Origin of the sequence: Arthrobacter sp. AQ5-05 (assembly GCF_003287975.1) — a bacterium.
GTDB lineage: Bacteria > Actinomycetota > Actinomycetes > Actinomycetales > Micrococcaceae > Paeniglutamicibacter.
In genome coordinates, this window is the sequence record NZ_QMKQ01000023.1 from 36,339 (window position 1) to 62,814 (window position 26,476).

A 26,476-nucleotide genomic window follows, 5' to 3' on the forward strand; every position below is an offset into this window, starting at 1 on the left:
AAAGCCCCAGGCACCCGTCAACGGGTTTCCTGCGGCGATGTGAGTGAACGCTGAAAGCGGCTCCATCGCTTCTGGCCTTAGCACCCTCACCGACGGAGACTCCCCGCAAAGGGGGAAGATCCATCGGATGATGGTTGCTGCGGCGTCAACGAGCCAGATCTCTCAGCCGCTCTTGATGGTTGATATATCCATCTTGGGCCAGCCGAAACCACAGATGCAAGGGGCCTGCCGGCCAAGTTGTCACGAACGGTTAAAGCACTTCACATGACCCTGCGGCGTCATTTTCGCTCGCCGTCCGGGTCACATTGTTACGGGAGGCAATCCGGCTGTTTCCCTTGTCCTGCAAGGATTCTCGAATCGGATGTGACGTTCGGGAGGTTTCCATGAAGCTTCCGTGACGTCCCGTGGCGCTGCCAGTGGGAGCGCGGGCGGCGGGTGCCTCGCAGCTTCCTGCAGCTTCCTGCCGGAGGCGACCGCACCATGAACGGCTGCGGGAGGTCTGGGAAATCCCCGACGCGGGTCTCCGGCGATTCGGATCGTACGTCGGCTTGGCCCGGGCAGCGTCAGGCGGTTTCGTCCGCCAGGAGCTTGCGCATCCGGTCCCCGGTCGGGGTGCCGGGAACCGGAACGTACATCACCAGGTGCAGTTCCGGGGCGTCCGAGGGCACCAGCCGGTGCTGTTCAAAGACCAGCTCACCGGCCACCGGATGCAGGAACACGCGCTGCCGGGAGGCAAAGCGCTCCACGCCGCGGTCGGCCCAGAGCTTGGCGAATTGCCCGCTGGCTTCGCCCAGGCGTTGCAGCAGCGTCGTGTGGGCAGCCGACCCGAGGCGGGCGCCGGCCTCGGCGCGGAACTCGGCGACAAAGTGCCGCGAGGTCTCTTCCCAGTCGGGCAGCATCTGGCGCAGGTGCGGATCGGTGAAAATCAGCCAGAGCAGGTTCCGGTCCTTCGGGTCCACCGCGGCTATGGGCGTGTAGAGGCCCGCGTAGGCACGGTTCCAGCCGGCGATGCCCCAGTCCGGGGCGACGGCGAACGCCGGGAAGTCAAAGGCGTCGAGCAGCCGCTGCAGGTGGTCCGGTGCCTGTTCGATCGCCATGACCTCGGTGGCGGGGAGGGGCGTGTATCCGCCCATGGCCAGCAGGTACGCCGTTTCGGCAGCGGTCAGGGTGAGCACGCGGGCGATGGATTCGAGTACCTGGCGGGAGGCGTTGATGTCCCTGCCCTGTTCAAGCCAGGTGTACCAGGTGACGCTGACCGCGGCGAAGGCGGCGATCTCCTCCCGGCGCAGTCCCAGCGTGCGGTTGCGCCCGATCGGCGGAAGCCCCAGTTCCGCGCGGACCAGGTTGCCGCGCCGGTCCCGCAGGAACTGCCCCAATTCCCGCCGGCGTTCAACACTCATGACCCTAAATCTATCACTGCCACTACTAGTACTAGGAGCGTCTTCCGCCGCGGGGACGGTGCTGGTTGACTGGTTCCATGCCTGAATTACGTTCACGAACAGTCACCCATGGCCGCAACATGGTCGGAGCACGCGCGTTGCTCCGCGCCGCCGGCGTCAAGGGCTCCGACTTCGGAAAGCCGATCATTGCCGTCGCCAACAGCTTCACCGAATTCGTTCCCGGCCACACCCACCTCCAGCCGGTGGGCCGCATCGTCTCCGACGCGATCATCGAGGCCGGCGGAATCCCGCGCGAGTTCAACACCATCGCCGTGGACGACGGGATCGCCATGGGCCACAGCGGCATGCTGTACTCGCTGCCCAGCCGCGACCTCATCGCCGACTCCGTCGAATACATGGTCAACGCGCACTGCGCCGACGCGCTGATCTGCATCTCCAACTGCGACAAGATCACCCCGGGCATGATGATGGCAGCCATGCGGCTGAACATCCCCACCGTGTTCGTCAGCGGCGGTCCCATGGAGGGCGGCACCGCGGTGCTGGTGGACGGCACCGTGCGCAAGCGGCTCAACCTGATCTCCGCCATCGCCGACGCCGTGAACGACTCGGTCTCCGACGAGGACCTGCTGAGCATCGAGGAAGCCGCGTGCCCGACCTGCGGTTCCTGCTCCGGCATGTTCACCGCCAACTCGATGAACTGCCTCACCGAGGCCCTGGGCCTCTCGCTGCCGGGCAACGGCACCACGCTGGCCACGCACACCGCCCGCAAGGACCTCTACGAGGATGCCGGACGCGCGATCGTGGACATCACCAAGTCCTACTACTTCGACGACGACGCCTCCGTGTTGCCGCGCGCCATCGCCAACCGCGCCGCGTTCGAGAACGCCATGACCATGGACATCGCCATGGGCGGCTCCTCCAACACCATCCTGCACCTTTTGGCCACGGCCCAGGAGGCCGAGCTGGACTTCACGCTGGACGACATCGACGAGATCTCCCGCCGCACCCCCTGCCTGACCAAGGTCGCCCCCAACGGCGACTACCTGGTCGAAGACGTCCACCGCGCCGGCGGCATCCCGGCGATCCTGGGCGAGCTGGACCGCGGCGGCCGGCTCCGCCACGATGTGCGTTCCATCCACAGCACCGATCTGCGCTCCTGGCTCGATGACTGGGACATCCGCGGCGGCAAGGCCACCGACACCGCCATCGAGTTGTTCCATGCGGCTCCCGGCTGCGTGCGTTCGGCCGAGGCCTTCTCCCAGTCCGAACGCTGGGACACCTTGGATCTGGATGCCAAGAACGGCTGCATCCACTCGATGGAGCACGCCCACTCGCTCGAGGGCGGCCTGGCCGTGCTGCGCGGAAACATCTCACTGGATGGGGCCGTGGTGAAGACCGCCGGCGTGGACGAGTCGATTTTCAAGTTCTCCGGCCCCGCGGCGGTCTTCGAATCCCAGGACGATGCGGTCACCGCGATCCTGAGCAAGGAGATTGTTGCAGGGGACGTCGTGGTGATCCGCTATGAGGGTCCGCGGGGCGGGCCGGGCATGCAGGAAATGCTCTACCCGACCTCGTTCCTCAAGGGGCTGGGCCTGGGCGCCAAGTGCGCGCTGATCACCGACGGGCGCTTCTCCGGCGGCACCTCCGGGCTGTCGATCGGGCACATCTCTCCCGAGGCCGCCGCAGGCGGCGCCATCGCGCTGGTGGAGAACGGGGACACCATCTCCATCGACATCCCGTCGCGCTCCATCACCTTGGAGGTCAGCGAGAACGAGCTGGCCCGCCGCCGCGAGGTTTTGGAAGCCACCATTGGCTACCAGCCGCGTGACCGCGACCGTGTGGTTTCCCCGGCACTGCGTGCCTACGCGGCCTTCGCGCAGTCGGCGGACAAGGGTGCGGTGCGTTACGTACCGGAAATCCCGGTTCCGCTGCCCGCTCGGGTCTAAGGACGACCGCGTCCGCGCGATTCATTCATTCCACCAACGGGTGCCCATCCACGAAGGATGGGCACCCGCTGGTGTTTTCCGGCTGCATGTCAGGGCCTCGAAGCCCGGCGAATCCATCAACCTAAGCAGGGACCCTGCATTGCTGCCCAATCCACGGCCCAATCAGATCAGCAATCATTTGAGCCCGCTCCACCGCCTTGCCCGTATCTTCATCTTGAGAGGATCGGGGATGCCTTCCTGATAAGAGTCTGGCAGCAAGTCAAATGCATCCGCAGTAGCCGTTTCCATCAATTGCGAAAATGGGCGACGTGCCAGCTGACATTTGATGCCGTTGCCCCAGATTTCCCATGTTTCATCCGTTAGGAACCCCCTTTGTCGCAGGTCCAACTCGTCCTCGCACAACCTCAGATATTGGATGCAAAGTCTCAAGTCATCGGTCACTAGAGACTCCATTGGGACTGCGTTTCCAACGTCGAATGACAGTCCATCAATAATTTTCCAGTAACGCTGGACATAAACGAGCTCAAAATCCCTGTGGCGTTGCTTTCGGGCTGTATGTAGCTGGCTGAAAGCAAATAAGATGGCGATGGCCGTCACAAGCGAAGCTATAGCCGTAAGCCCTTCCCAAAAAGCATGCATCGTAGTCCCAACCAATCACTCGATTTCCGACACTTCCAGAGCTTTTCTCGTGGTCTTTGTTGCAGCCCGCCGAGCAGCAGAACTTCCACAAGTTGCCCAGCCTCAGCCATCTCAAGCAGTGCATTTATGGCCTTCACCTGCCACTTAGACCGCTTCTTCCATGGCCTCAGTCTCCCCGGTCCATGCTCCAATGAAAAGATCGCGCAGAGGGTTCGGACAGGCCTTGCCGAAGGGACCACCGTCCCGATCCCGCGTGAATCTGTTCAATCAGGAATCGCAGACGAAACTCTGTTGACGTCGAAGACTACGAATGAAGCAGCAGTTCTCCTTCAACCGGCAGGGGCCCGAATCCAGATGGACAACCTCGTAGGATCGGTCATACCCGTTCGCCTTGCCGTCGGTCCGGCCGCGTCGCCCCGGAACCCGGGCTGTCGCGTGAATTAGGCTGGTGCGCACCATGGAATACAGGAACACGACACACCTCAGCGGCGGACGAGACCGGGACATTGGCGAGGAATCGCGGCCCGGCGAAGACGAATTCCGCGTCGACATCGAACGCATCCGCTTCTCCCCCTATTTCTCCCGGCTCTCGGCGGTCACCCAGGTCATTCCGCAGGCCGGCGCCGGCACCGTGGTGCACAACCGCCTCACCCACTCGCTGAAGGTCTCCGCGGTGGCCCGCTCCATCGCCATCGGGCTGCGCAACGCGGACGAACCCACGCAACGGCTCGTGGAGACCCTCGGCGGCTGCGACCCCGTCGTGGTGCAGGCCGCGGCGGCAGCCCACGACCTGGGCCACCCGCCCTTCGGGCATCTGGGCGAACAGGAACTGGACCGGGCGGCCCGCCAGATCCTCGGGCTGCCCGACGGGTTCGAGGGAAATGCCCAGTCCTTCCGCATCCTCACCGCGCTGGACAGCTGCGACGCTTCCGCACGCGGGCTGAACCTGACCCGGGCCGTGCGGGCCGCCGTGCTGAAGTACCCGTGGACCCGCAACGAGTGGCGCTCGCTGCCTTCCCGTCCCCCGGAACTGCTGCCGCGCGGAGTGGGTGCCGGTGGCGGCAGCCCGGCGGCGAAATACTCCGCCTACGACATCGAGGCGGCCGAGATGCGCGACGTGCTCTCGGTCTTCCCGCAGATCGCCGACCACCAGCAGACCCTGGAATGCTCGGTCATGGACATCGCCGACGACATCGCCTACGCGGTGCACGACCTGGATGACTTCTACCGTGCCGGGGTGCTGCAGTACTCGCTGGTGTCCGCCGAGCTGCGGCGCTGGCTCGATTCCGGTTCCGCGCTGTCCGCCGTGCATGCGCGCGATCTTGACCTGCGCATCCCCGGCCACGCGCTGGAGCGCACCTGGCGGAAGGTGTTGGCCAAGGACCCGTGGATTGCCAATGCCGAGGCCTTCCGCGCTTCGGTGGAACGCGTGGGCCACGACCTGGTCGAGGGCCTGCTCGCCCTGCCCTACGACGGCGGCCTTGACGCCGACCGTGCCGTCACCGCCTTCACCCGGCGCTGGATCAACCGGCTGCAGGCCTCCATTGCGGTGGAGAAGGACCCGGTGATCCGCAGCGGGCATGTGCGGCTGGCCGACGAGGCCTGGCACGACGTGGTGGTGCTCAAGTTCGTGCACGAGCGCTTTGTGCTCGAGCGCTCCGATTTGGCGCTGTACCAGCGCGGGCAGACCCGCATCATCAGGTCGCTGGCCGAGGGGCTGGCCGCCTGGCTGGATGACCCGCAGGATGCCGCCCGGGCCCCGCGCCGGCTGCTGGACTCCGTGGAGGCGGCAACCGGCGAATACCGGCGGCTGCATGCCGAATCCCCCAGGCTGTTCGCCGAGGCCTCGCGCGGGGAGATCGAGCGGCTGGGCCGCGCCCGTGCCATTGTGGACTACATTGCCTCGTTCACCGACGCGCAGGCGGCCTCCGTCAATGCCCTGCTCACCGGCACCTCCGAGGGCATCTGGGAAGTGGGACGCGGGCTGTAGGAACCATCCGTGCCTCGCGGCCAACCGACCGGCGATGGTGCGGGCGGCTTGCCCGGCATCCATGGCGGTCGTGTCCACGACGTGGGAAAGGGAGCGCAGCCAGGAGCGGTTTCCCGGTGGCTTTCCACGTGGTCCAGGCGCCACTGGCGCGCACCGGTCTCGATGGTGTCGGTCTCGATCCGCCGGACCAGCTCGTCCTCCCGGACATCGGGCAATACGTGGTCGTGCTCGATGCCGCGGCGGGCCAGGTCGTCGTGGATTCCAGTGATGCAGTCGCTGCGCAGCACGGTCCCGGGTGCCACCGGCATCCCGCCGCCATGCCCGGGCATCTGGTCGGTGGCTTGGGGGACCAGTGCCCGCCAGGCGGGCCGGTCCCGGAAATCCGGCACCGGTTCACTGGTGTCGTGGCGCAGCATGAACCCGACGATCTCCCGATCGAAGGTGCGCGCGCCCGGTACCGGTTCCACCAGTTCGTTCGCCGTGATGGACTTGCCGGAGCCGAATGCCCCGTTGAGCCAAATGGTCCATGCCACGGCACGAGTATGCCGTGAAATCTCCCGGGCACGTGGCCGCAAACGCCGACGGCGGGCCACCGGCTTCCCCGCGAGGGGAAAGCAGGCGACCCGCCGTCATGCGTTGAGAGGCGTGAAACTACTTCTTGAGCAGTTCCAGTGCGGTGTTCAGCGTGGCGCTCGGGCGCATGATGGCTGCGACCTTTTCCTCGACCGGGCGGTAGTAGCCGCCCAGGTCGACCGGGGTGCCCTGCACGGCTGCGAGCTCGGCCACGATGGCTTCCTCGTTGCCGCCCAGTGCCTCGGAGACGGCCTTGAAGGCAGCTGCCAGCTCGGTGTCCTTGGTCTGTGCCGAGAGCTCCTCGGCCCAGTACTTGGCCAGGTAGAAGTGGCTGCCGCGGTTGTCGAGCTCGCCGACCTTGCGCTTGGGCGACTTGTTCTCCAGCAGGAAGGTGCCGGTTGCTGCATCCAGGGTGTCTGCCAGGATCTGCGCACGCTTGTTGTCCGAGGTGTTGGCCAGGTGCTCGAAGGAGACGGCCAGGGCCAGGAACTCGCCCAGCGAATCCCAGCGCAGGTGGTTTTCGCTCACCAGCTGCGAGACGTGCTTCGGGGCCGAACCACCGGCACCGGTCTCGAAGAGCCCGCCACCGGCGATCAGCGGCACGATGGAAAGCATCTTGGCGCTGGTGCCCAGTTCGAGGATCGGGAACAGGTCGGTGAGGTAGTCGCGCAGCACGTTGCCGGAGACCGAGATGGTGTCCTCGCCGCGGCGGATGCGCTCGATCGTGTACTGGGTGGCCTCGACGGGCGAGAGGATCTTGATGACCAGGCCCTCGGTGTCGTGGTCGGCCAGGTACTCGTTGACCTTGGAGATCAGCACGGCGTCGTGCGCGCGGGTCTCGTCCAGCCAGAACACGGCCGGGGTCTGTGAGGCGCGGGCGCGGTTGACGGCCAGCTTGACCCAGTCGCGCAGCGGCACGTCCTTGGTCTGGCAGGCGCGCCAGATGTCGCCCTCGAAGACCTGGTGTTCGATGAGCACGCCACCGGTGGCATCCAGGACCTGGACGTGGCCGGAGGCCTTGATTTCGAAGGTCTTGTCGTGGGAGCCGTATTCCTCGGCTGCCTGGGCCATCAGGCCGACGTTCGGGACGGTGCCCATGGTGGTCGGGTCATAGGCGCCGTTGGCGCGGCAGTCGTCGATGACGACCTGGTAGATGCCCGAGTAGGAGGAGTCCGGCAGCACTGCCAGGGTGTCGTGTTCCTTGCCGTCGGCGCCCCACATGTGGCCCGAGGAGCGGATCATGGCAGGCATGGAGGCATCCACGATGACGTCCGAGGGGACGTGCAGGTTGGTGATGCCCTTGTCGGAATCGACCATGGCGATGGCCGGGCCGTCTTCGAAGCCCTTGGCGATCAGTGCCTCGACACCGGCGCGCACGTCGTCTGCCAGCTCGTCGAGTCCTCCGAGGATGGCTGCCAGGCCGTTGTTTGCGTTCAGGCCGGCCGCCTCAAGCTGCTCGCCGTAGGTCTCGAAGAGCTCGGAGAAGTAGGCCTTGACGACGTGGCCGAAGATGATCGGGTCCGAGACCTTCATCATGGTGGCCTTCAGGTGTGCGGAGAAGAGCACGTCCTCGGCCTTGGCGCGGGCAATGGCCTCCTTGAGGAAGGCGTTCAGCGAGGCCGCGTGCAGCACGGTGCCGTCGATGATTTCGTCCTTCAGCACCGGCAGGGACTTCTTCAGGACCTTGACTTCGCCATCTTCCCCGACGAAGCGGATGGACAGGGTCTGGTCCTTGTCGATGACCACGGACTTCTCGTTGGCACGGAAGTCGTCTTCGGCCATGGTGGCGACGTTGGTCTTGGAATCCGCGGACCAGGCACCCATGGAGTGCGGGTTCTTGCGGGCGTAGTTCTTCACGCTCAACGGTGCGCGGCGGTCCGAGTTGCCTTCGCGCAGGACCGGGTTCACTGCCGAACCCTTGATCTTGTCGTAGCGGGCGCGGATGTCGGTTTCCTCGTCCGAGGACGGGTTGTCCGGGTAGTCCGGCAGGGCATATCCGGCGGCCTGCAGTTCCGCGATGGCGGCCTTGAGCTGCGGGATGGAGGCGGAGATGTTCGGCAGCTTGATGATGTTGGCATCCGGGCTCTTGGCCAGTGCGCCGAGCTCTGCCAGGGCGTCGGGGATCTGCTGCTCGGCGGTGAGGTAGTCGCCGAAGGTCGAAATGATGCGGCCGGCCAGCGAGATGTCGCGGGTCTCGATCTCCACACCCGCGGTCGAGGCATAGGCTTCGACAATCGGCAGGAACGAGTGGGTTGCCAGCATCGGAGCTTCGTCGGTGTGGGTATAAATAATCTTGGCCATAGGTGAGGCGTCTCCCTGAACGGTCTTATCGGATACGTGTGGTCCGAACTGATCTCAACGTCCCCAACTTACCCGATTTTCCGCCGGTAAACACTTTTTGTGGCAGGGATCCCGTTGCCCCGGGGCCCCTTTTGGCCGCGAATTGGCGGGGCAATCGGCGCTTCCGCGCCCGGGACGAGTTAAGTTAACCCGTCATAACTGAACCACCCGAGCCGCCCACCTCAGCCTTCGTGAAACAACTTCCCCAATTCGCAAATCGTTTTCTCGAAGAGTTCCACCGGGTCGGAATCCACGCCGGCGACTTCGTTCCTCGCAAAGCTTTGCCAGGCGACCCGCCAGGCGGCCGTGACCACCTCGGCCACCAGCAGCGCCTGGATCGATTCCAGCTGCCCCCGGCCGACCAGCGCGGCACTCAGTGCATCCACCAGTTTCCGCTCTTGCCGCACGACCACCCTCGTCATCGCCGGCTCGTGCACCATCAGGCGGGAGATCCGCCGGAAATCGCTCTGCTCGACCTCCTGCGCGAAGAGGTCCCGGCACACGGCCAGCAGGTCCCGCAGGATGCCGGAGGAGGTTGAATGGGCGCTTTCGCTGCCCACCAGCGTATCGATCAGGCTTTGCTGGCCCGGCATCAGCGCGTGCTCCTTGGACGCGTAGTAGCGAAACACCGTGCGCTCGGAAATTCCTACGCGTGCGGCGATGTCGCCGACCGTCGTGGCGTCAAGGCCCTGCTTCTCCACCAGGTCCAGCGTGGCGCCCTGGATCTCTCGTCGCATCTGTGCGCGGCGTTCTTCGCGGATACCCAAAGTTCGTCCAACTCCTTGACGCGGCGGTGCCCCCGGAGGGTTCCGGGGCTTGAAAAAGTATATCTTGTGTCACACTCTGACAGATTTAGCTTACCAAACATGTCATACCGTGACATGATTTGGGTTGTTTACTTTTCACAGAAGAAGGTATTTTCGATGGCCCAGACCGCAGAAGACACGATGCCGCCGCCCCCGACCACGTCTCGACAGGCACCGCCCACCCTGCCGACACGGCAGCTCACCGGCATCATCGGGGCCCTGGCCCTGGCCGCCTTCCTGATGATCCTGAACGAAACGGTGCTCAGCGTCGCCCTTCCGGCCATCATGGCGGACCTGTCCGTCTCCGCGGCCGCCGGCCAGTGGCTGACCACCGGGTTCCTGCTGACCATGTCGGTGGTCATCCCGACCACCGGCTTCCTGCTGCAGCGCTTCACCACGCGGGCCCTGTTCATCTTCGCGCTCTCCAGCTTCATCGTCGGCACGGTCATCGCGATCTTCGCCCCCACCTTTGCCATCCTTCTTCTGGCCCGCATCATCCAGGCGGTGGGCACCGCCATCGTGCTGCCGCTGCTGATGACCACCACGCTGCAGTTGGTCCCCGTGCACAAGCGCGGAGCCGTCATGGGGCTGAACTCGATCGTGATCTCCGTGGGCCCGGCCGTGGGCCCCACCGTGTCCGGCGCCATCGTCAACTCCTTCAGCTGGCACCACATCTTCATCCTGATGGCCCCGCTGGCCGTGGTCGTCCTGGTGCTGGGCATCGTTTTCATCAAGCTCCCTTCAACGGCCCGCAGGCTCCCGGTCGACATCCTCTCCGTCGTGCTTTCCGCCTTCGCCTTCGGCCTGCTGGTCTACGGCATCTCCACCCTCGAGCATGCCGCCGAGAACCCGCTGCCGGCCATCGCCAGCTTCGTCGTCGGCCTGGTGTCCCTGGCCCTGTTCATCACCCGCCAGGTACGTCTCACCCGCGCCGGCAGGGAACTGCTGAACCTGACCCCGTTCACGTCCCGCACCTTCACCTTCTCCGTGCTGCTGATCATGATCGCCTTCGGCACGCTGCTGGGCACCATCGTGATGCTGCCGATCATGCTCGAATCCGGCGCCGGCATCGGCACGCTGGCCATCGGCATGATGCTGCTGCCCGGCGGCCTGGCCCAGGCGGTTGTCGCTCCAATCTTCGGGCGCATCCACGACCGCTTCGGTCCCCGCCCGGTCGTGATTCCGGGTGCGGCAATGCTGGCCCTTGGCCAGTGGCTCTACGTCGGCGTGGATTCGGACACCGCGCTGTGGGTGTTCATGGTCAACCACATCATCTTCTCCATCGGCCTGGCCCTGCTGATGACCGGACTGATGACCTCGGCCATGGCCAGTCTCGAGCCCCGCCTGTACGGCCATGGCTCGGCCATCTTCAACACCGGCCAGCAGCTCGGCGGCGCCATCGGCACCACCGTCTTCATCACCGTCATGTCACTGCTTTCCACGGCAAGGCTTGAAACGGGGTCCGATCTGGCCCACGCGCTGTTCTCCGGAGCCCACGTCGCCTTCATCGTCGGTGCGGTCCTGGCGACCATCGGCCTGGCCATTTCGTTCTTCGTCACGGTCGACAAGCGGCGCTGAGCGGGCAGCTGGAACGTTGACAAAAGGCTGCCTCCGGCGTTCCCCTTGCGGGGAACACCGGAGGCAGCCTTTTCACCGGCTGGCCGGTGGAGCTTTTCCTAGTGGAAGAAGTGGCGTGCACCGGTGAAGTACATGGTGATGCCTGCCGCGTTGGCGGCGGCAATGACTTCCTCGTCGCGGACCGAGCCGCCGGGCTGGACCACGGCGCGCACACCGGCGTCCAGCAGGATCTGCAGGCCGTCGGCGAACGGGAAGAACGCGTCCGAGGCGGCAACCGCGCCGCGGGCGCGCTGCTCGGAGACGGCATCGCCGGTGCCCGAGGCGCCGCCTGCGGCGTCCACCTTGGACTCGATGACCACACCCAGGGTGTTGGCGCGCTCGACGGCGAGCTTGCAGGAATCCACGCGGTTGACCTGGCCCATGCCGATGCCCACGGCTGCGCCGTTGTTGGCCAGCAGGATGGCGTTGGACTTCGCGGCACGCACCGCGGTCCAGGCGAAGGCCAAATCGGCCAGGGTCTTCTCGTCGGCTGCCTCGCCGGCGGCCAGGGTCCAGTTGGCGGGGTTGTCGCCGTCGGCGTCGACCTTGTCGCTGACCTGGACCAGCACGCCGCCGGAGACCTGGCGGATTTCGGCCGGGTAGCGGCCGTAGCCCTCGGGCAGGGCCAGCAGGCGGATGTTCTTCTTGGCCGAGAGGATGGCCACGGCTTCGGCCTCGAAGGCCGGGGCGATGACCACCTCGGTGAAGATGTCCTTGACGGCATTGGCCATGGCCACGGTCACGGTGCGGTTGGCGGCAATGACGCCGCCGAAGGCCGAAAGCGGGTCGGTGGCGTGTGCCTTGGCGTGGGCGTCGGCGATCGGGTCCACGGCATCCGGGGAGGCCACTGCGACGCCGCACGGGTTGGCGTGCTTGATCACGGCGACGGCCGGGACATCGAAGTCGAAGGCTGCGCGCAGCGCGGCGTCGGCGTCGACGTAGTTGTTGTAGCTCATGGCCTTGCCGTGCAGCTGGTCGGCCTGGGCGATGCCGGCCGGGGCGGCCTTGTCCACGTAGAGGGCAGCCTGCTGGTGCGGGTTTTCGCCGTAGCGCAGGACCTCGGAGCGTTCCAGGGCCAGGCCCGAGTATGCGGGCCAGTCGATGACCCCGTCGCCGTCCTCGTCCAGGAACTGGGCCGCGGTCCAGGAGGCGACAGCGGTGTCGTAGGCGGCGGTGTGTGCGAAGGCCTTGGCGGCCAGGCGCTGGCGGGACTTCAAATCGAAGCCGCCGGAGGCTGCCGCGGCGATGACCTCGGTGTAGGAGGCCGGGTCGACCACGATGGACACCGAGGCGTGGTTCTTGGCCGCCGAGCGGACCATGGCCGGTCCGCCGATGTCGATCTGCTCGACCACGGCGTCGTTCGCGGCGCCGGAGCGCACGGTGTCGACGAACGGGTAGAGGTTCACCACAACGAGGTCGAAGGCCTCGATCTTCATGTCTGCCAGGGTCTGCATGTGGGCCGGGACGCGGCGGTCGGCCAGGATGCCGCCGTGCACGCGCGGGTGCAGGGTCTTGACGCGGCCGTCAAGCATTTCCGGGGAACCGGTGACCTCCTCGACCTCGGTGACCGGGATGCCCGCGGCGGCAATGCGCTTGGCGGTGGAACCGGTGGAGACCAGGGCGACGCCGGCGGCGTGCAGGCCTGCGGCCAGTTCCTCCAGTCCGCTCTTGTCGTAGACGGAAATCAGGGCCCGGCGAATCGGGACGAGATCAAGGACGGTCTGGCTCACAAAAGTCTCCCAGGGTGCGGAATTGAGGGGGGTGCACTGCCCATCTTATCCCGCACCGTTGGGAGCGGCTTTCTTGTGTGTGCTGCGTGGACTATTTGATCATTTCCCCTGCGGGCGATGCCACGTACCAGACGTCCTTGACTCCCTGGCCATTGACATCGCCGGGCTTGGAGTCCGCGGCGTAGTAGTACAGCGGCATCCCGTTGAGCGTGAGTTGCTTGGCCCCGTCGGGGCTGGTGATTGTCCCGACCTTGCCGGTCACCCCTTCCACCGTGGGTGTGGCGTTGGTGGTGGTGGCGATCGGCCATGCGGCCAGGCACTCGCCGGTGCAGGCACTGGTGGTGGTGTCCTTGGTGTCCTTGGTGAAGAAGTACAGCGTCATGCCCTTGGAATCGACAACGATGTTGCCCAGGGAGGTCGATGCGGTCTTCAGGTCCGTCGCTGCGGCCGCGGAGCTCGAGGCCGGGGCACTGGAGGTTGGTGCCGCGTATCCGTCGCCCCCTGCGGCCGAGGTGGCAGCGGAGGTCGCGGCGGGGCCTTGGGCCGGGGTGGTGCTGTTGCCGCAGCCGGCCAGCAGCAGGGCAGCTCCCAGGAGCACAGCGGCGGTGGAAACGAATTTCGGGTGGTTCTTCCGGATCATGATGCAATTCCTAACACTTTGGGGGCGGAACTTGGGCCCCGGTGATCTTCGGGGCCAGGGACCCCCCGGAGGCGCCAAACTGGTGCATCCGGGGGACCTCTCACCGGCTAAGACGCACGAAAGCGCAAGAGGGTTCATGGTGTTGCAGACTTTTCTGCGCATACTTGGAGGGTGTTTGAACCTTTTGCCGTCCCCATGCGTCTGAATGGGTGAACCCATGTTCCCGAGAAGACCCAATGGAGCCCATGTGCCGCTAGATGCGCAAGTGGTGTCGGATATCTACCGCGACCACGGAGATGCCCTGCGCCGCTTCGTGCTGCGCGTGGCCGCCGACCGAGACGAGGCCGACGACGTGGTGCAGGAAACCGTGCTCAAGGTGTGGAAGGCGGCGCCGGAGTTGACCGGTTCGCTGCGCAGCTACCTGTTTGCCACGGCGCGCAACGTGATCATCGACCGGCACCGCCGGGCGGCGGCACGGATTTCGGCCACCGGACTCGGCGAGCAGGACCCGGAATCCGCCGGGGCATACGCGGGCATGGAAGCCGTCCTGGACAAGATCCTCATGGAAGAGGCCCTGATGCGTTTGACCCTCGAGCATCGGCAGGTGGTGATCCACCTGCACTACCTGGGTTCCACGGTGGCGCAAACGGCCACCAGCTTGGGAATCCCCCAGGGAACGGTGAAATCACGGGCGTACTATGCGATGCGGTCCCTGCGCGGGATCCTGGCGGAAATGGGGGTCGAGCAGTGAACGAACATATGGACCTGGGCGCATACGTGCTGGGCGGACTGGATTCCGAGGCGGCCGGGAACTTCGAGACGCATCTCGAATCGTGCGCCCAATGCCGCAGGGAGCTTGCCTCTTATGCCCCGGTGACGATGCGTCTGGGTGCGTTGGACCCGCAGGCCGCCCGGGCGATGCTTGAGGCCGAACCGGCGGCGCCGGTGGCCGAGCCCGGGATGGAGCTGCTGGACCGGCTGCGGGCCAGGCGCCGGACGCGCCGGGCCGTGTGGGGCTCCGCGGCGGCGGTTGCGGTTGCCGCGTCCGTTGCCTCGGGCGTGTTCCTGGCACCGGTGCTGAACCCCGCCCCGGCACCCGATGCCAGCTACCAGGTCGTCTCGGCCGCCGGGCCGCGCGTGGATGTGGGATTGAATGCCAAGGCGTGGGGCACCGAGCTGCAGTTCAGCGGCACCGACCTGCCCACCAACGGGACGCTGTCGTTGTGGGTCATCGACAGTTCCGGCCAGGTCGACCGGGCCGGATCCTGGAGCGCGACCAAGACGGGTACGGCCCGCCTGAGCGGGGCAGTACCCACGCAAATGGGGCACATCTCGGCGATCCAGCTGCGCGACGTGGATTCAAGGATCCTCGCGCAGCTCAATGTCCCGGACGGGTCCGCGCAACTGCCGAGCTAAAGCGCCAGTTCCGGGAAATGCTTGGCCAGTTGCGCCTCGGTGAGGCACCTGCGCAGCAGGGCATCGCCGTGGTCGTCATCCGAGAGGTAGACCACCACGTCCTTGTTGCGTCCCTTGGCCAGGGCGTTGCGCAACGACTCGGTGACGCGGATGAGCATCTCGTAGTACAGACGGTTGGTCTTTTCCCACCCGTGGTCCTTGGCGACGTTGGTCAGCGCCTGGCTCCACAGCTCGGTGGCCGACTCGTCGAAAAGCTCAATGGGGCTCCACTGCCAATCGGCGGGATTCCACTTGGACGAGTAGTAGCCCTGCTCGGCGCCGGAGGTCAGCGCGTCGAACTCCTTCAGGACCGCGTCGATGTCTTCATCGTCGTCGTCCTCGTCGGTGGCATCGTCCTCGTCGTCATCGTCCGAGTTGGTGTTGTTGTCGTCGCGATTCAGGTCCCTGTCGGACCCGTCGTCGTCGGCGTCGGCGCGTTCCTCGAAGTCTTCTTCCTCGTCCTCGTCTTCGAAGTCCTCTTCGTCGGCTTCCTCGTCGTCGCCGGCGAGGGAGCGGGTCAGGGCTTGTTCGGAGTTCAGGGCCAGCACGGGCAAATCGATGTGGTCGGTTTCGTCCGCGCTCACCCCGTCAAGGGCAACGGCATAGAACACTTCGTCCGGGTGACGGTCAATTATTTCTTCCGCCTGGCGAAGAGCCGACACCCGTATCGCCTCTTCGAGAGCGGTCCAATCTACTCCCATAACCAGAGCCTACCCCGGGTTGCCCCGCACCGGAACAGCCCCGGCACATGGGCCTTCACCGGATGAGCCGGGGCCGGAATGATGCGGATCGGCGCAACACGAAGCCACAAAAAGTCAAGGCCTATTCTGTGGATTTCCGTTGCACCGCGTAGCGTTGTTCCCGGCAGGGACCGAAGGTCCTCCTCCGCCCTGCCTCATTTGCCACCATGCTGTCCTGGCTGTACCCGTCCCGCGTCGGTCCGCACCTTTCCAAAGGCCAATCCCTGATGAACAATTTCCTGAAGCTTCCCACCGGCGAATCGGTCGTCCAGAACCTTCCGTGGAAGTGGGGTGTGCAGGGAAGGATCTTCATCATTGGCGGGCTGGGTTTCATGTTCGACGCCTGGGATGTCACACTCAACGGCGCATTGATCCCCCTGGTTGCCGCAGAATGGGGCCTGGACCGGACCACCGCCGCCCTGCTGGGCACCGGCAACCTGGTGGGCATGGCCCTTGGCGCGTTCCTCTGGGGAACCATCGCCGACAAGATCGGGCGCAAGAAGGCCTTCACCTGGACGCTGCTGATCTTCTCCATCTTCACCGTCGCCGGGGCCTTGGCCCCGGGCTTCGGATGGTTTGTGGCCTGCCGCTTCATTGCCGGGGTGGGCCTGGGCGGTTGCATCCCGGTGGACTACGCGCTGGTCGGCGAGTTCACCCCGGCCAGACAACGCGGGAGGGTGCTCACCGCGATGGATGGCTGGTGGCCCGTCGGTGCCGCGCTGTCGTTCTTCGTTTCCGGCTGGGTCCAGGCGACCACGGGAAACTGGCGGCTGATCCTGGTGGTCATGGTGCTGCCGGCGCTGCTGGTGTTCTGGGTGCGGCGCAGCGTCCCGGAGTCCCCGCTCTACCTGGTGCGCAAGGGCCAGCGCGACGCGGCGGCCAAGGTCATCGACGACCTGGTGGTGCGCACCGGAGCCACCGTGACGCCCTACACGCTGCCCGAGCCGGAGGCCGCACCGCGCCTGTCCGCGGGGTCCTGGCTGGAGCAGTTGGTGAAGATCTGGCGCTTCAGCCCGCGGATCACCATGGTCTCCTGGTCATTGTTCCTGACCATCCTGCTGGTCTACTATCTGGCATTGACGTGGATGCCCTCCATCCTGGCCGACACCGGCATGGTCCAGTCCACGGCGTTCTTCATGACCTCGGTGATGGCGCTGATGGGGTTGATCGGCGTGGGCATCGCCGCGCTGCTGGTCGAGCGGGTCGGGCGCAAGTGGCTGCTGGGCATCACCGGGCCGCTTTCCGCGATCATCCTGGTGATGGTCGCGGTGACCATCAACGCGCCCACCCTGGCACTGATCTGGCTGCTGGTCTTCGGAGTGGTCGTGCAGATCGCCGTGCCGGTGCTCTACACCTACGTCTCCGAGCTGTATCCCACCGAGCTGCGCGGATCGGGCTTTGGCTGGGCATCCTCGTTCAGCCGGCTCGGCGCCGGGTTCGGGCCGCTGGCCTTTGCCGCGCTGTGGCCCGTGGTGGGCCTGGGCAACCTGTTCCTGGTGGCCGGGGCCATGGTGTTGGGCGCTGTCATCCTGATGGCGTTCTTCGCCCCCGAGACCAAGGGCCGCGCCCTGCAATAGGTCATGCCGGGGTCTTGGAGCCTAAACGGCTTGTGCGGGCAAGGGACTGTGGTCGGAAATGAATTTGGCCCCTTCCACCGGGTCAAGAACCAGGAAACGGATCTCGATAAGCCCCTTGTCGTCCAGGGCCTTGCGCAGCATCTTCTGGAAGACGGGCTGGTGCATGCCCAAGCCCCCGCCGATGATGACCGGCCCACGGGTTTCCAGCAGGGTGGAGAGGTCCGAGAGCATGTGGCATACGTGCTTGACCGCCTCGCCAACGATCACCGCGCTGTCCGGGTCCCCTGCCGCGAGGGCCTCGAAAACCAGCGGGGACTGCTGGGCCCAGTAGCGGCGGTCGGTGTCGCCGTGGAAGAGCGCAATCAGCTCGTCCGGGGAGTCCACGTTGTTGGCCGCGAGCACGCGGCGGCCCAGCTCGCCCGGGGCCAGTCCCCGGTTGAATTCACGCAGCGTGTGGCGCACTGCCTCGCGGCCCATCCAGTAGCCGCTGGCCTCGTCACCCAGCAGGTAGCCCCAGCCGCCGGCCCGGCCTTCCCTGCCTTGGGCGTTGACGCCCCAGGCCGCCGAACCGGTGCCCAGGATGACGGCCATGCCGGTGGAGGCGTGGCCCGCGGCCAGGATCAGCCGGGTGTCGTGGACCACGAGGATCTCGGCGCCCGGGGCGTGGACGGCGATCATGGAACGCAGGAATTTGGCGTCCGCCTCGGTGTCGATGCCGCCGGCACCTGCCACGACCCGGTCGATGTGCCCGGTCCCGAGTGCCGCAAACACCTCGGCAATGTTGGCCTTCGCGGTCTCGACGCTGACGTTCTGCACATTGGCGCTGCCGCTCTTGGCCTCGGCGAGACGCGTCCCACCGCTCCAGGCCATGGCGTGCGTCTTGGTGCCGCCGATGTCCAGGCCCACCAAGGCCAGCGGTTTCTGCCGGATGTTGCCCATGAATGTTCCTTCTCTTGCGTGGTGACCGTGCAACACCTGGGTGATGATCCTTGCCCATTTCCCCGGCTGCCTGGTGCCCCAGCCGCTCACGGGAGTGGCCAACGTGTCCATTTCCACGATTCCCCGCCCACCAGAGGTGGTATTGGCGGGTGTTCACGCAACAACCGGCCCGGCCCGATGCACGCCGTACTTCATGATGGCATCGTATCCGCCGGAGCCTGCCAGTGGGCTCCCGCCACGGCGGGAAACGGTGGGAGCGGCCCGTCCGGTTGCGGGGAACCTGTTCCCCCTGCACCGCACGTCTCCGCCGAAATCCAACGGCCCGCCGTGGGGACACACCGAAACATCCACTCGACACCCACTACCCCCTTGCGGGCAGTCTTCGGGTGATCGCCCCGGAATATGAAAGGTCGCTGGCCAATCTGCTCTCACTGCTGCCATCGCCGGATTGGTCGGGAAAATGGAGGCAAGAAACCTTGCCATGCTCCGGGCAATGCCCAAGGTCGGCGAGTCTTTCCCTGGGCATGGAGGGGGGCTTGCCGGAATCGGGCCTGACCCGTCGGATACGCTGGCAAGACAGGTGAACGACGAAGAAACCCCTTGCGGACCACCACGTTCCGGCCCACGGACACCATCCACCGGCCTCGGCACGGCGAAAGGCAATCATGCACGATGACATCCCCCTGACCCTCGGACGCGTCAAGCGGGTCCTCGAGGAACGCATCCGCCCGGCCATCCACCCCGTATCCCTCCCGCTGGACATCCAGTGGAACGAACTCCCGGGCGAACCGATCGCCCCGGCCGAGGCCATGGGCCTTGAATACACCGACTATTCGGTCGGCACCATCTGGGGCGCAGCCTGGGGCACCACCTGGTTTCGTCTGCGCGGCACCGTCCCGGCCCACTGGGCCGGCAAGCGCGTCGAGGTCCTGGTCGATTTGGGCTTTGACAAGAACATGACCGGCTTCCAATGCGAGGGCCTGGTCTACGGGGCAGACGGCATCACCGTGAAGTCGATCAACCCGCGCAACCAGTGGATCCCGGTTGCCGATCCGGCCGAGGGCGACGAGGACGTGGACTACTTCATCGAGGCCGCCGCCAACCCGGTGCTGCTGGACTACCACCCGTTCCTGCCCACCACGGAGGGCGACATCCAGACCTCCTCCTCGCGCAAGCTCTACACCACCGGACGCATGGACCTGGCGATCTTCGAGCCCGAGGTCCACGAGCTGTCCCTGGACCTGGAGGTGCTGCTCGAGCTGCAGGCCGAGCTGCCCGAGGGCCCGCGCCGCATGCGCATCCTGCAGGCCATGGACAACTCGCTTGACGTGCTGGACCTGCAGCGCATCACCGAGACCGCTCCGGCCGCCCGTGCCGAATTGGTCGAGGTGCTGTCCAAGCGTGCCGACGAATCCGCGCACCGCCTTTCCGCGGTGGGCCATTCCCACATCGATTCGGCCTGGCTGTGGCCGGTGCGCGAGACCATTCGCAAGGTCGCCCGCACTTCGTCCTCCATGGTGGAAATGCTCGGTTACGATGAGGATTTCCTCTACGGCATGTCCAGCGCCCAGCAATACGCCTGGCTCAAGGAGCACCGCCCCGAGGTATACGGCCGGGTCAAGGAAGCCGTGGCCGCCGGCCGCTTCCTGCCGCTGGGCGGCATGTGGGTCGAGTCCGACACCGTGATGCCCTCGGGCGAGTCCCTGGTCCGCCAATTTTATTACGGCCAGAAGTTCTTCCGCGAGGAATTCGGGATCACCTGCGCCGGGGTCTGGCTGCCGGACTCCTTCGGCTACTCCCCCGCACTGCCGCAGCTGATGAAAAGGGCCGGCTTCGAATGGTTCTTCACCCAGAAGATCTCCTGGAACCAGCAGAACAAGTTCCCGCACCACACCTTCAACTGGGAGGGCATCGACGGATCGCGCGTCTTTAGCCACTTCCCGTCCATGGACACCTACAACTCGCAGCTTTCGGGCGAAGAGGTGGCCCGGGCCTCGCGCCAGTTCCGCGAGTCCCGCCACGCCACCGGCTCCATCGCACCGGTGGGCTGGGGAGACGGCGGCGGTGGCACCACCCGCGAGATGACCGGCAAGGCTCGCCGCTTGGCCGACCTCGAGGGCAGCGCCACGGTCAAGTGGGAGCACCCGGACGAGTTCTTCAAGCGCGCCAAGACCGAGCTTCAGAACCCTCCGGTGTGGGTGGGCGAGCTCTACCTTGAGCTGCACCGCGCCACGCTGACCAGTCAGCACCAGACCAAGCAGGGCAACCGCCGCACCGAGCAGCTGCTGGTGGAAGCCGAACTCTGGGCCGCCACCGCTTCGGTTTACGCCGGCTTCGAGTACCCGCACGACGAGATCGACGCACTCTGGAAGACGGTTCTGCTCAACCAGTTCCATGACATCCTGCCGGGCACCTCGATCGCTTGGGTGCACCGCGAGGTCGTTGCCGAGTACGCACGGGTCGCCCAGGCCACCGAGGCGATCATCGCCGCCGCGCAGGCGGTACTGGTCGGCAAGGGCGAGACCCCGATCACGCTGAACGCCGCACCGTTCACCCGCTCGGGCATCCGCACCGGCGCCGGGATGGCCGTGGCCGAGCTGGCACAGGTCACCGACACCGTGAAGGCCACCGAGTCGGCAGACGGCATCGTACTGTCCAACGAGCTGGTCACCATCGCTATTTCCCACGAGGGCCTGATCACCTCGGCGGTTGAGAACGCCACGGGCCGCGAAACCATTGCCGCGGGCACCGAGGCCAACCTGTTGCAGCTGCACCAGGATTTCCCGAACATGTGGGACGCCTGGGACGTGGACAAGTACTACCGCAACCAGGTCACCGACCTGCGCGAACTCGATGCGATCACGCTGTCCGCCGATGCGGACGGCACCGCCCGCGTTCTCATCGAGCGCAGCTTCTCCGCCTCGACCGTGCGCCAGGAGCTGGCCCTGGCGCCGGGTTCGCGGGTGCTGCAGATCGAGCAGACCACCGACTGGCGCGAGACCGAGAAGTTCCTGAAGGTCTCCTTCCCGCTGGATATCCGCGCCGAGCATGTGATCGCCGAGACCCAGTTCGGTTACCACAAGCGCGTCGCCCACGTGAACACCAGCTGGGAGGCGGCGAAGTTCGAGACCTCGATGCACCGCTTCGTGTTGGCCGAGGAACCGGGCTACGGCGCCGCGCTGGTCAACGATTCCATCTACGGTTTCGATGTCACCCGCGATTCCACCGAGGCCGGCGTAACCACCGACATGCGCCTGTCGCTGCTGCGCGCACCGCGCTTCCCGGACCCGGAAACCGACCAGGGACTCCAGAGGCACCGCTACGGCCTGGTCATCGGCGCCGACATCGCCTCGGCCACCGAGGCCGGCGCCCTGTTGAACTCCGCGCAGCGCACCCTCACCGGTGCCCAAGGGTTTGACCCGCTGGTCAGCGTCGAGGGCACGGGCATCGTGATCTCCAGCGTAAAGCTGGCCGGGGACCGGTCCGGCGACCTGGTCGTGCGCGTCTACGAGTCTCTGGGCCGCCGTGCCTCCGGCACCGTAAACGTGCACCATCCGGTGGAATCGGTCTCGGCGATCAGCCTCCTGGAGGACACCATCGAGGGTGAGGTCGGCATTGCCGAACACACCACCGGGTCGGTAAAAATTTTCTTGACGGCCTTCGAGGTGCGAACCCTGCGCTTCAGCCTCATTCATTAGCGCTGGATGCCTCTTTTTGGCCCGGGTCCCGCCGGACGATGGCCGGAGGTGTCAGGGACGAAGCCCAGGGAATCGGTGCAGCGCAGCCTCGATGGACGCATCCGTGGCAGTGGCGAAGTATGCGGTGTCCAGTTCTTCCCAGAGCGCTTCGTCAGCGCTGCTGGGATCCACGAATCCCCTGGGCCTGCATCGGGCATATTCCGCGTCCGCTCGTTCGATGAGTTCGGCATGCGTGTCGAGGCCGAAGAAGCGGAAGGCGGCCACGGCATCGTCCTGCAGTGATGACAAGAACCTGTGGATGCGGTCCATCAACACGAAGCTCGGCTTCCTCCCCGTCGAAACGGAAATAATCATGCACAAGGAACGCACCCGGAACTGACGATGACCCACGGTCGCGGCAACGGCAAACACCCGGTTTCCCCACCACCGGCGGCGGCCGTCCCCGCCAGGCTTCCATCGTCGGGCATGGGATTGTCGTGACGACGCGTTCGGACATCGCAGGAGTAACGAAGCACGCCCCGGGGGAACGCTCACGGTCCGGCGGGCGTCCCCGGTCCGAACCAGCGCGTGAGCGCGTCATCCAGCCCCTCGTCGGAGCCTTCACCCACCCAGGCGACGTAGCCGTCCGGGCGGACCAACACCGCGGCGGGGGCTGCCACCTCGCCCAGGAGCGGAAGCCGCCAGCTGCCGTTGAATCGGGCTTCGACATGGCGCACGCGATCCGTCCATGCCGCCATCTCGAGGCGGTTGGACTCGGCCAGGTTAAGCAGAACCGGCCTGGCCTCATGGAGCAGGGCGAAAACACGTGTGGGGCCGCCGGCCGTCTCGAGGTCAAGATCGGGCATGCGTCGCCCGAGCAGCGGGTGCCCTTCCCCGAAGTCGTAGGCGATGTCCAGGCCGTGGATCAGCGCGGCCAGGTGCCGGCGTGGCTGGTCCATGTGCATCAGCTCGTTGATGGTCTCGGCGAGCGCTGCGGTGCGTGCGTCATTCCGTTGCAGGGCCGTTTGTGCCATCGAGTGCTTGAGCGCGCGGAGCCCCACGGGATGGCGCTCCGCGTGGTAAGAATCCAGCAGGGAATCCGGCGAGAAGCCCCTGAGGACCTGTGCAAGTTTCCAGCCAAGGTTGACGGCGTCCTGCAGGCCCAGGCCGATCCCCTGGCCGCCGGCGGGATAGTGCACGTGTGCGGCATCCCCGACCAGCAGCACCCGTCCCTTGCAATAGGTTGCGGCCTGCCGGGTGGCGTCGGTGAACCTGGAGATCGAGGTTGGGCTGTGCACTCCGAAGTCCGTCCCGTACGCCGCGGTAACGGCATCGCCCAGGTCTCTCAATTCGGGGTCGGTGCGCGAACCGAGCTGCCGCTCCGTGGTGATGACCCGATAGGTGCGCCCGTCCTCGAGCAGACTGAAGCCGTGGACCCCCGCCGCATCCAGTAGCGTACCGGCGGGTGGTTCCTCGGACACCTCCACTTCGGCGATCAAGTTGCTGCGGGTTGCCTCCCACCCGGGGAATTCGATGCCGGCAGCCTTGCGGACCAGGCTGCGTCCGCCATCGGCCCCCACCAGATACGTCGTTCGGAGCTTGGCGCCCTCGGAGGTCTCGACGGTGACCCCGGTATCGTCCTGGTCGAAGCCAATGACCTCCCGCCCATGGTGCACGGGCACGCCGAGCTGGTTGATCCACTCCTCGAGGCTTGGTTGTATCCGGCTCTGCCACAAACCAAGCCCATAGGGGTGCCGCGTCGGAAAGTCGCTGATGTCCAACACCGTGTTGCCGAAGCGGGCGGTTTGCACCGTTTTTCCCGCCTTCAGGAAGCGATCGGCGATCCCGCGCTGGTCGAGGACCTCGATGGTGCGGCAGTGGAAGCCGCCGGCACGGGATTCAGCCAGCGCCCCCGACAGGCGCCGCTCCATGATCTCCACGTCGATGCCTGCCAATGCCAATTCCCCGGCCAGCATCATTCCGGCCGGGCCACTGCCCACAATCAGCACATCCGCCATGTTCTTCCCTCCCGGTGGCGCCCCGCCAAGGGGTGCGCTTTCGAGCAGTGTATGGCACGCCGCGGGGCTTGCGGCAAGCCCCCTGGAAAGCGATATCCTGAAAATGCCAGGCATCGCCAACATCGGCATCCTCGGCCTCTTCAAGGTGGTCCACGATGCCGGATTGGTTGCCCGCCGCCTCCGAATTCCCTGCGTCCTACCAGTTCCGGCGCTCTCGATCACGCCGGTCGAGGGGTGCTGAATCCTGTCGCCGTGCCACTTCCCGGAAAACCTGCAAGTTTCGCCCCGGCCCCGTGCCCTGGAACGTCGAGAAGCGTATATTTGCAGCATGCCGATCCTTCCCAAGGAGCGCGATCCCCGGCTGGTCACCATCCGTCGCGGGGGCACACTGAGCGATGAACACCACCGGCTGCTTGCCGCCTGGGCGCTGGACTGCGCCGAGCATGTGCTGCCGTTCTTCGAGGACAAGCAACCTGGCGATACCCGACCCCGGCACGCCATCGAGGTCGGCCGGGCCTGGATCCGTGGCGAGGTGCAGATGCGCGAGGCACACAGGGAGGCATTCCTGGCCAATGCCGCGGGCCGCTCAAGGCCCGACCCGGTGAAGTTCGCGGCCCTTGCGGCCGGGCAGGCCGTCGCCGTCGCCCACGTGGCAGCCCACGACCTGGGAGCCGCCGCATACGCCATCAGGGCGGCCGGAGCGGATGCCGACCCCCTGGATGCCGCGGCGGCCCGTGCAACGGAACGGGAATGGCAGCGCTCCCAACTGCCTACAGCGGTCCGTGAACTGGTTCTCGATGACCAGAAGCACCGCAATGCCATTTGCTGGAACGCCTTCACCGACTGACCCCACGGGTGGACCTCGGAGTCGAGGCCGGGCGCCTCTGGAGCCGTTTCGCAGCACCTTCATCAATATCCCCAGACATGTGGACTCACCAACTATGTATCAATAGTGTCGCTTCAGATACAATTGATACATGGATCTCTACACGACCGCCATGGCATCCGAGGTGCTTGGCATCACCCCGGCCGCCGTGCGACGCCTGGTGGATAACGGTCGGCTCCAGGCGACAAAAATGGCTGGCACGCTCCTTTTTGAGCCGGCATCCATCCACCGGCTCCAACGTTGTTCACGGGCCCCGGGACGTATTTGGTCTCCGAGAACCGCATGGGCGGCGTTGGAAATACTGCACAACCACCAGACGGAACTCATCGACCAGCCCCGTCGTTCCAGGCTCACCAGGCAGCTGCGCTCGATGGAAGCGGCCGAGTTGCACCGTTTGGCAAGGAACCACAGCCACGTGAGGCGATTCAGTGCCGGCCCGCGAATTCGATCCAGTCTTGCCGATATCCTGACGCCAACCGGTGTCAGCTCGATCGTCCAGGACACCGTTGCCGACCGTTTCGGTTTGGCCGGTGTTTTGGAAGAGGACCGCCTGGAAGGGTATTGGGCCGGTTCCCTTGAGTCATTGCTTGATCGAATCCCGATCGCCGGCGACGAAGCTGGCGGAGTGCTTGTCAGGTTCGTGGACAGCCCGGATCTGATTTCGGGCGCAGTGGGTTCCGACGCTGTCATTGCGCTGGATTTGATGGACTCCGACGATATCCGCGAACGCTGGGCAGGACGGGATACCTTGCAGAAGATAATCGACAATGACTGAGCAACGTCCCCGCCAAAGCGTACGTGTCCCCGGAGACCTCTGGCCTTCGCCCTGGCCAAATGTCTTCGAAACGGTTCAAGCCTCGGGGCGTCGTCAAAGCTCCTGGCGGCACTAACGCCCTGCGAAGAACCATTGAATTCGAATTGGTTCATGCCCAAGGGTCGTCGATCGTCTCGGCCCCGGATATCGTTGGTGCGCTGATGCTCAAATCCGATGCCTACCGAGCAGACTTCAGGGATTCGCAAAGACACCTGCAGGACGCCATTTCCCTGGCGGTGCTGCTTTCCGACACGAACCGTGGGCAAGCACTCTTTGGCAGGGGTCCTTGGCGCATCAGGCGCCTCATCAAGGACCTCGACTCGCAGCATCCTCACCGCCTCGGCATAGGCCAAGATGAACTTGCCGATGCCGTGCATGCCCTGCGCGAGCTGCTCAAACACGCATGAGGCAGTTGGACCTGCAGGCCGACCCCCACAAAACCGGAAAGCCCGCCCGGAACCAAGCCGGGCAGGCCTCCTGCTTCAAAAGTCGGGTGCTATGGCTCTAATATTTCAAAATCGGTCATCCCCGCACCTCAGATTTTGTAATCAAACACCCGCGAACGAACATGCGCTTCAAACGAGGTCACCGTAGATTCAAAATCGTTACGCTGCACGTTACTGATCGCGTTCTTCGCATCATTCCAGACATGCTCGATCGGATTATGATCCGGCGCATAGGGCGGAAAA

The 26,476-nt window shown here is 65.5% G+C and carries 22 protein-coding genes and 1 riboswitch; of the genes, 10 read left to right on the plus strand and 12 right to left on the minus strand.

Annotated features, from left to right (window positions below; translation table 11 throughout):
* Nucleotides 1-59 precede the first annotated feature (59 nt).
* A riboswitch (SAM riboswitch) is annotated at nucleotides 60-182 on the minus strand.
* 381 nt (nucleotides 183-563) lie between these two features.
* A complete protein-coding gene (locus DQ353_RS16495) occupies nucleotides 564-1,400 on the minus strand; it encodes a helix-turn-helix transcriptional regulator (protein ID WP_113764179.1) in 837 nt (278 codons plus the stop codon).
* 77 nt (nucleotides 1,401-1,477) lie between these two features.
* Here DQ353_RS16495 and ilvD point away from each other — a divergent pair, with 77 nt between their 5' ends.
* Nucleotides 1,478-3,346 carry a dihydroxy-acid dehydratase gene (gene ilvD / locus DQ353_RS16500; protein ID WP_113764180.1) on the plus strand — a complete coding sequence of 623 codons (1,869 nt, stop codon included), beginning with the start codon at nucleotides 1,478-1,480 and terminating at the stop codon, nucleotides 3,344-3,346.
* 174 nt (nucleotides 3,347-3,520) lie between these two features.
* On the opposite strand, the gene DQ353_RS21785 is transcribed toward ilvD, so the two are convergent.
* Nucleotides 3,521-3,943 carry a hypothetical protein gene (locus DQ353_RS21785; RefSeq protein WP_181578449.1) on the minus strand — a complete coding sequence of 141 codons (423 nt, stop codon included), beginning with the start codon at nucleotides 3,941-3,943 and terminating at the stop codon, nucleotides 3,521-3,523.
* A gap of 499 nt (nucleotides 3,944-4,442) precedes the next feature.
* Here DQ353_RS21785 and DQ353_RS16510 point away from each other — a divergent pair, with 499 nt between their 5' ends.
* Nucleotides 4,443-5,975, plus strand: a complete 1,533-nt coding sequence (locus DQ353_RS16510) for a deoxyguanosinetriphosphate triphosphohydrolase family protein (RefSeq protein ID WP_113764203.1) — start codon at nucleotides 4,443-4,445, stop codon at nucleotides 5,973-5,975.
* Here DQ353_RS16510 and DQ353_RS21390 read toward each other — a convergent pair.
* The 3 genes from DQ353_RS21390 to DQ353_RS16525 all read right to left on the minus strand — a co-directional run bounded on the left by DQ353_RS21390 (nucleotide 5,879) and on the right by DQ353_RS16525 (nucleotide 9,655).
* Nucleotides 5,879-6,508: a hypothetical protein gene (locus DQ353_RS21390; RefSeq protein WP_146755289.1), complete on the minus strand. Its 630-nt coding sequence runs from the start codon at nucleotides 6,506-6,508 to the stop codon at nucleotides 5,879-5,881. The genes DQ353_RS16510 and DQ353_RS21390 overlap by 97 nt on opposite strands.
* Nucleotides 6,509-6,626: 118 nt before the next feature.
* On the minus strand, nucleotides 6,627-8,849 hold the full coding sequence (locus DQ353_RS16520) for an NADP-dependent isocitrate dehydrogenase (RefSeq protein ID WP_113764183.1): 2,223 nt from the start codon (nucleotides 8,847-8,849) through the stop codon (nucleotides 6,627-6,629).
* A gap of 221 nt (nucleotides 8,850-9,070) precedes the next feature.
* Nucleotides 9,071-9,655 (minus strand): TetR/AcrR family transcriptional regulator, encoded by a 585-nt coding sequence (locus DQ353_RS16525; protein ID WP_113764184.1) that lies wholly within the window; start codon nucleotides 9,653-9,655, stop codon nucleotides 9,071-9,073.
* 156 nt (nucleotides 9,656-9,811) lie between these two features.
* Here DQ353_RS16525 and DQ353_RS16530 point away from each other — a divergent pair, with 156 nt between their 5' ends.
* The gene (locus tag DQ353_RS16530; protein WP_113764185.1) at nucleotides 9,812-11,272 is read left to right on the plus strand and encodes an MDR family MFS transporter; all 1,461 of its coding nucleotides are present in this window, start codon (nucleotides 9,812-9,814) and stop codon (nucleotides 11,270-11,272) included.
* Between the two features lie 98 nt (nucleotides 11,273-11,370).
* On the opposite strand, the gene purH is transcribed toward DQ353_RS16530, so the two are convergent.
* Together purH and DQ353_RS16540 are read right to left on the minus strand one after the other, a co-directional pair.
* Nucleotides 11,371-13,041 carry a bifunctional phosphoribosylaminoimidazolecarboxamide formyltransferase/IMP cyclohydrolase gene (purH, locus tag DQ353_RS16535; protein WP_113764186.1) on the minus strand — a complete coding sequence of 557 codons (1,671 nt, stop codon included), beginning with the start codon at nucleotides 13,039-13,041 and terminating at the stop codon, nucleotides 11,371-11,373.
* A 91-nt stretch (nucleotides 13,042-13,132) separates the two neighbouring features.
* On the minus strand, nucleotides 13,133-13,681 hold the full coding sequence (locus DQ353_RS16540; RefSeq protein WP_113764187.1) for a COG4315 family predicted lipoprotein: 549 nt from the start codon (nucleotides 13,679-13,681) through the stop codon (nucleotides 13,133-13,135).
* 247 nt (nucleotides 13,682-13,928) lie between these two features.
* Between DQ353_RS16540 and DQ353_RS16545 the strand changes: the two genes are divergently transcribed.
* Nucleotides 13,929-14,432 (plus strand): sigma-70 family RNA polymerase sigma factor, encoded by a 504-nt coding sequence (locus tag DQ353_RS16545; protein ID WP_113764188.1) that lies wholly within the window; start codon nucleotides 13,929-13,931, stop codon nucleotides 14,430-14,432.
* Nucleotides 14,429-15,097, plus strand: coding sequence for an anti-sigma factor (locus DQ353_RS16550; RefSeq protein ID WP_146755291.1), 669 nt, complete (start codon nucleotides 14,429-14,431; stop codon nucleotides 15,095-15,097). Before DQ353_RS16545 ends, DQ353_RS16550 begins: the two co-directional genes overlap by 4 nt.
* Here the strand turns inward: DQ353_RS16550 and DQ353_RS16555 are convergent.
* Nucleotides 15,094-15,837: a DUF4303 domain-containing protein gene (locus tag DQ353_RS16555; RefSeq protein ID WP_113764190.1), complete on the minus strand. Its 744-nt coding sequence runs from the start codon at nucleotides 15,835-15,837 to the stop codon at nucleotides 15,094-15,096. The genes DQ353_RS16550 and DQ353_RS16555 overlap by 4 nt on opposite strands.
* 266 nt (nucleotides 15,838-16,103) lie before the next feature.
* Here DQ353_RS16555 and DQ353_RS16560 point away from each other — a divergent pair, with 266 nt between their 5' ends.
* Nucleotides 16,104-17,453 (plus strand): MFS transporter, encoded by a 1,350-nt coding sequence (locus DQ353_RS16560; protein ID WP_113764206.1) that lies wholly within the window; start codon nucleotides 16,104-16,106, stop codon nucleotides 17,451-17,453.
* Between the two features lie 21 nt (nucleotides 17,454-17,474).
* Here DQ353_RS16560 and DQ353_RS16565 read toward each other — a convergent pair whose 3' ends face one another.
* Complete coding sequence (locus DQ353_RS16565; RefSeq protein WP_113764191.1) at nucleotides 17,475-18,392, minus strand: N-acetylglucosamine kinase; 918 nt, start codon at nucleotides 18,390-18,392, stop codon at nucleotides 17,475-17,477.
* A gap of 665 nt (nucleotides 18,393-19,057) precedes the next feature.
* On the opposite strand from DQ353_RS16565, the gene DQ353_RS16570 reads away from it, so the two are divergent.
* A complete protein-coding gene (locus DQ353_RS16570) occupies nucleotides 19,058-22,090 on the plus strand; it encodes an alpha-mannosidase (protein ID WP_113764192.1) in 3,033 nt (1,010 codons plus the stop codon).
* Between the two features lie 51 nt (nucleotides 22,091-22,141).
* Here the strand turns inward: DQ353_RS16570 and DQ353_RS16575 are convergent, their stop codons facing one another.
* Together DQ353_RS16575 and DQ353_RS16580 are read right to left on the minus strand one after the other, a co-directional pair.
* Nucleotides 22,142-22,501, minus strand: coding sequence for a DMP19 family protein (locus DQ353_RS16575; RefSeq protein ID WP_146755293.1), 360 nt, complete (start codon nucleotides 22,499-22,501; stop codon nucleotides 22,142-22,144).
* Nucleotides 22,502-22,620: 119 nt separating this feature from the next.
* Nucleotides 22,621-24,087: an FAD-dependent monooxygenase gene (locus DQ353_RS16580; protein WP_113764194.1), complete on the minus strand. Its 1,467-nt coding sequence runs from the start codon at nucleotides 24,085-24,087 to the stop codon at nucleotides 22,621-22,623.
* Nucleotides 24,088-24,415: 328 nt separating this feature from the next.
* Between DQ353_RS16580 and DQ353_RS16585 the strand changes: the two genes are divergently transcribed.
* From DQ353_RS16585 to DQ353_RS16595, 3 genes are all read left to right on the plus strand, one after another.
* Entirely contained in the window at nucleotides 24,416-24,934 is a 519-nt protein-coding gene (locus DQ353_RS16585) for a putative immunity protein (protein ID WP_113764195.1), read from the plus strand.
* A gap of 130 nt (nucleotides 24,935-25,064) precedes the next feature.
* Nucleotides 25,065-25,748 carry a helix-turn-helix domain-containing protein gene (locus DQ353_RS16590; protein ID WP_146755295.1) on the plus strand — a complete coding sequence of 228 codons (684 nt, stop codon included), beginning with the start codon at nucleotides 25,065-25,067 and terminating at the stop codon, nucleotides 25,746-25,748.
* A gap of 59 nt (nucleotides 25,749-25,807) precedes the next feature.
* The gene (locus tag DQ353_RS16595; RefSeq protein ID WP_146755297.1) at nucleotides 25,808-26,194 is read left to right on the plus strand and encodes a hypothetical protein; all 387 of its coding nucleotides are present in this window, start codon (nucleotides 25,808-25,810) and stop codon (nucleotides 26,192-26,194) included.
* A 128-nt stretch (nucleotides 26,195-26,322) separates the two neighbouring features.
* On the opposite strand, the gene DQ353_RS16600 is transcribed toward DQ353_RS16595, so the two are convergent.
* Nucleotides 26,323-26,476, minus strand: a 154-nt coding sequence (locus DQ353_RS16600; protein WP_181578266.1) for a transposase, incomplete at its 5' end; no start/stop codon positions are given.